General features: G+C 71.3%; 4 protein-coding genes and 1 pseudogene. 4 read left to right on the top strand and 1 reads right to left on the bottom strand.

Going from position 1 to position 4,332, the window contains the following annotated elements:
* Nucleotides 1-543 (top strand): annotated as a pseudogene (locus B9S61_RS07700) (hypothetical protein); the annotation flags it as partial.
* Between the two features lie 42 nt (nucleotides 544-585).
* On the opposite strand, the gene B9S61_RS07695 reads toward B9S61_RS07700, so the two are convergent.
* Nucleotides 586-999: a VOC family protein gene (locus B9S61_RS07695; RefSeq protein ID WP_103541569.1), complete on the bottom strand. Its 414-nt coding sequence runs from the start codon at nucleotides 997-999 to the stop codon at nucleotides 586-588.
* A 213-nt stretch (nucleotides 1,000-1,212) separates the two neighbouring features.
* On the opposite strand from B9S61_RS07695, the gene B9S61_RS07690 reads away from it, so the two are divergent.
* From B9S61_RS07690 to B9S61_RS07680, 3 genes are all read left to right on the top strand, one after another.
* On the top strand, nucleotides 1,213-2,811 hold the full coding sequence (locus tag B9S61_RS07690; protein WP_103541568.1) for an ABC-F family ATP-binding cassette domain-containing protein: 1,599 nt from the start codon (nucleotides 1,213-1,215) through the stop codon (nucleotides 2,809-2,811).
* Between the two features lie 371 nt (nucleotides 2,812-3,182).
* Nucleotides 3,183-3,404, top strand: a complete 222-nt coding sequence (locus B9S61_RS07685; protein ID WP_029385158.1) for a helix-turn-helix domain-containing protein — start codon at nucleotides 3,183-3,185, stop codon at nucleotides 3,402-3,404.
* A gap of 104 nt (nucleotides 3,405-3,508) precedes the next feature.
* The gene (locus tag B9S61_RS07680) at nucleotides 3,509-4,312 is read left to right on the top strand and encodes an enoyl-CoA hydratase/isomerase family protein (protein ID WP_103541567.1); all 804 of its coding nucleotides are present in this window, start codon (nucleotides 3,509-3,511) and stop codon (nucleotides 4,310-4,312) included.
* Nucleotides 4,313-4,332: the final 20 nt, after the last annotated feature.

The following is a 4,332-nucleotide window of genomic DNA, read 5'->3' as shown; positions in this document are numbered from 1 at the left end:
GAGGACATGCTGCGCGGCTGTGGGCGGCTGCGGCCCAACGCGGCCCGCGCCGAGTACCGGGCCTGGCTCGCCGCCCGGCCGGTCGGCAGCGCCGTCACCGAACTGATCGCCGCCGCCCGGGGCGAGGACGCCCTGCTGCGCGGCCTCGCCTTCGAGGCGCTGCGTGTGGTCGGAGCCCCCGCCGAACCCGAGGTCCGCACCGTGCTCGACGAACCGACGCTGCGGCCGTACGCGCTGCTGTGGCTCGCCGAGCACGACGGCGCCGACCCCGAGGACGCCCACGAGGTCCTCACCCGGGAGGAGGCCACCTGGCTGTGGGTGGACACCGCCGCCGCCGTCGCCGACCACGGCGAGGCCCCGCTGCTGGTCCGGCACCTGGAGTCCGCGGTGCAGCCGACCGTCCCCGCCCTGCTCAGCGAGGTACGCGCCGTCGGCCACCCGCGCACGGTGCAGGTCCTGGTCGCCCTGGCGGCCGCGCACCCCGACCCCGCCCTGGCCAAGGCGGTCCGCCGGGCGGCCTTCCAGGTCCACACCGGAGGCTGACCGGGACGGGCCACCGCCGCTGCGTGGTCTCGAGGGCGGGCCTCAGCCTCCCGTCTCCGGGGCGTACGTGCCGAAGCTCCAGACGTTGCCCTCCAGGTCCCGGGCCATGTAGTCCCGTGAGCCGTAGTCCTGGTCCGTCGGCGGCATCAGGATCTCCGTGCCCTGCTCCACCGCGCGCCGGTGGTGTGCGTCGACGTCGTCCACGACGACGTACACCCCGGCCGGGCCGGCGCCCTCCATCGCCGTGTCGAACGTCCCGCCCCGGCCCTTCGAGCCCAGCATCACCACGCCGTTGCCCTGCACCAGTTCGGCGTGCATCACCGTGCCGTCCTCGCCCTCGTAGACCGACAGCTCCCTGAAGCCGAACGCCTCCGTGAGCTGCCGGACCGCCGCCTTCGCGTCCCCGTACAACAACGTCGGAACGACACTCGGACGCCCGCCGGCCGTGCCTGCCATGCGATCACTTCCCTGTGTCTCATGTACACCGGTATGCCCCGTTGTCGCCCAGTCTGGCACCGGGCACTGACAACGGCGGGGACGCCCGCACGCCGGTAAAGCGGTTGCGGGGCCCCGTTAGAATGGCTCGCATGGCCATTCTCCTCGCGCATTAGACGGCGGGAACGTCCTCAGCCGCCCACCGCCACCCCATACCTGCCCTGGAGTCTGTCCGTGATCTCCGCCTCCGGCATCGAGCTGCGCGCCGGTGCCCGTGTCCTCATCGAAAGCGCCACCTTCCGCGTCGCCAAGGGTGACCGCATCGGCCTGGTCGGCCGCAACGGCGCGGGCAAGACCACCCTCACCAAGGTCCTCGCCGGCATGGGCATCCCCGCCGCGGGTACCGTCACTCGCTCCGGCGAGGTCGGCTACCTGCCCCAGGACCCGCGCACCGGCGACCTGGACGTCCTCGCCCGCGACCGCATCCTCTCCGCCCGCGGACTCGACGCACTGATCCGCAAGATGCGCGACAACGAACAGCGCATCGCGAACGGGCAGGGCGCCACCCGCGAGAAGGCCCTCAAGCAGTACGAGCGCCAGGAGACCGAGTTCCTCACCAAGGGCGGATACGCCGCCGAGGCCGAGGCCGCGACCATCGCCGCCGCGCTGAACCTGCCCGACCGCGTGCTCGGCCAGCCCCTGCACACCCTCTCCGGCGGTCAGCGCCGCCGTGTCGAGCTCGCCAGGATCCTGTTCTCCGACGCGGACACCCTGCTCCTCGACGAGCCGACCAACCACCTCGACGCGGACTCGATCGTCTGGCTGCGCGACTACCTCAGGACGTACCGCGGCGGCTTCATCGTGATCTCCCACGACGTCGACCTGGTCGAGACGGTCGTCAACAAGGTGTTCTACCTGGACGCCAACCGCGCCCGGATCGACGTCTACAACATGGGCTGGAAGCTGTACCAGCAGCAGCGCGAGGCCGACGAGAAGCGCCGCAGGCGTGAACGGCAGAACGCCGAGAAGAAGGCGTCCGCGCTGCATTCGCAGGCCGACAAGATGCGCGCCAAGGCCACCAAGACCGTCGCCGCGCAGAACATGGCGCGCCGCGCGGACAAGCTGCTGGCCGGCCTGGAGGCCGAGCGGAAGTCCGACAAGGTCGCCAAGCTCCGCTTCCCCGAGCCGTCCCCGTGCGGCAAGACGCCGCTCATGGCGGAGGGGCTGTCGAAGTCCTACGGCTCGCTGGAGATCTTCACCGACGTCGACCTGGCCATCGACAAGGGCTCCCGCGTCGTCATCCTCGGCCTCAACGGCGCGGGCAAGACCACCCTGCTCCGCCTCCTCGGCGGCGCCGAGAAGCCCGACACCGGCCAGGTCATCGAGGGCCACGGCCTCAAGCTCGGCTACTACGCGCAGGAGCACGAGACCCTCGACCCGGAGCGCACGGTCCTGGAGAACATGCGCTCCGCCGCCCCCGACCTCGACCTCGTCGAGGTCCGCAAGACGCTCGGCTCGTTCCTGTTCTCCGGCGACGACGTGGACAAGCCGGCCGGTGTCCTCTCCGGCGGCGAGAAGACCCGTCTGGCGCTGGCGACCCTCGTGGTCTCCTCGGCCAACGTGCTGCTCCTCGACGAGCCGACCAACAACCTCGACCCGGCCAGCCGCGAGGAGATCCTCGGCGCGCTGCGCACGTACAAGGGCGCGGTCGTTCTCGTCACCCACGACGAGGGTGCCGTCGAGGCGCTCCAGCCGGAGCGGATCATCCTGCTGCCGGACGGCGTCGAGGACCTGTGGGGCGCCGACTACGCGGATCTGGTCGCTCTCGCCTGAGCCGCGCCCGAGCCGCGCCCGAGCGGTGCCTGTGCCCCGAGGGCGTGATCCACTGCGTATGGATCATTCGGCCCATCGGTGATCCATCAATCGAGTGAGATCTCCTCATCCCGGGGTGTGTCCTACACCGATTTCGCGGCCGGGCCCCCGGTGAACCGGGACCCGGCCGTCGCGCATCCCTGACCTGGGGCTTCTCGGAAGAACCCGAAGGGAGGTATCGGCGAGGCCGCCCGGAATCATCGATTCCGTATGTGGGGACACGCTCCCGTCGTCACAACCTTGTCTCATCGACCTTGCCGAATGGGTGGCCATGAGGGCCGGGAGGGGTGATCATGAGGAGACCAGAGCGCACTTCCCATGAGGAGGCACGGGTGGCCGAGACTCTGAAGAAGGGCAGCCGGGTAACCGGCGCCGCGCGCGACAAGCTCGCGGCAGACCTGAAGAAGAAGTACGACGCCGGTGCGAGCATCCGGGCGTTGGCCGAGGAGACCGGCCGCTCGTATGGCTTTGTGCACCGCATGCTCAGCGAGTCGGGCGTCACGCTGCGAGGGCGTGGCGGGGCGACACGGGGCAAAAAGGCCCCGTCGGCCTGATCCCGGCGCCACGAGACCCGATGGTGGCCACCCGGTCGGCCGACTGACCGACCGGGTGGTTACTGTGCAGTCACTTAGACGACCGCACCCATCGGAGGCGCTCCATGGCTTCGTCCGCCCAGGACCTCGGTCCGGTACTCGACAAGGACGGTGTACGGCTCACCGTCGACGACGCGATCGCCACAGTGACGCTGACCAATCCGGCCAAGCGCAACGCGCAGAGCCCCGCTCTGTGGCGGGCACTGACCGAGGCGGGCCGGCTGCTGCCCGGCTCCGTCCGGGTCGTGGTGCTGCGCGGCGAGGGCAAGTCCTTCTCCGCCGGGCTCGACCGGCAGATGCTCTCTCCCGAGGGCATCGAGGGCGAGCCGTCGTTCCTCGACCTCGCGCGCGGGGACGACGCCGAACTGGACGCCACCATCGCCGTGTACCAGGAGGCGTTCACCTGGTGGCGGCGCGGCGACATCGTGTCCATCGCCGCCGTGCAGGGGCACGCCATCGGAGCCGGTTTCCAGCTGGCCCTCGCCTGTGACCTGCGCGTCGTCGGGGACGACGTGCAGTTCGCCATGCGCGAGACCAGCCTCGGGCTCGTTCCCGACCTGACCGGCACCCACCCCCTGGTGGGCCTCGTCGGGTACGCCCGCGCGCTGGAGATCTGCGCGACCGGGCGCTTCGTCACGGCCGAGGAGTCCGTACACACCGGCCTGGCCAACGTCGCCGTGCCCGCGGCAGACCTGGACGCGACCGTCCAGGACCTCGCCGCCGCGCTGCTGGCCGCCCCCCGGGACGCCGTCATCGAGACGAAGACCCTCCTGCGCGGCGCCCAGGACCGCACCTACGAGGAGCAGCGCGTCGCGGAACGGGCCGCCCAGGCCCGCCGCCTGCGCGACCTGGCCGGCCTCGGCGAATAGCCCGTGGCCCACCGGACCGG

The organism is Streptomyces sp. SM1 (assembly GCF_002910825.1).
Classification (GTDB): Bacteria; Actinomycetota; Actinomycetes; order Streptomycetales; family Streptomycetaceae; genus Streptomyces; species Streptomyces okerensis.
Note: the sequence above shows the minus strand (reverse complement) of the source record. Positions and strands in the feature narration are given on the sequence as shown.

Coding starts and splice junctions, on each gene's coding strand:
- B9S61_RS07680 (WP_103541567.1), top strand. CDS start 3,509: ATGGCTTCGTCCGCCCAGGACCTCGGTCCGGTACTCGACAAGGACGGT.
- B9S61_RS07695 (WP_103541569.1), bottom strand. CDS start 999: ATGGCAGGCACGGCCGGCGGGCGTCCGAGTGTCGTTCCGACGTTGTTG.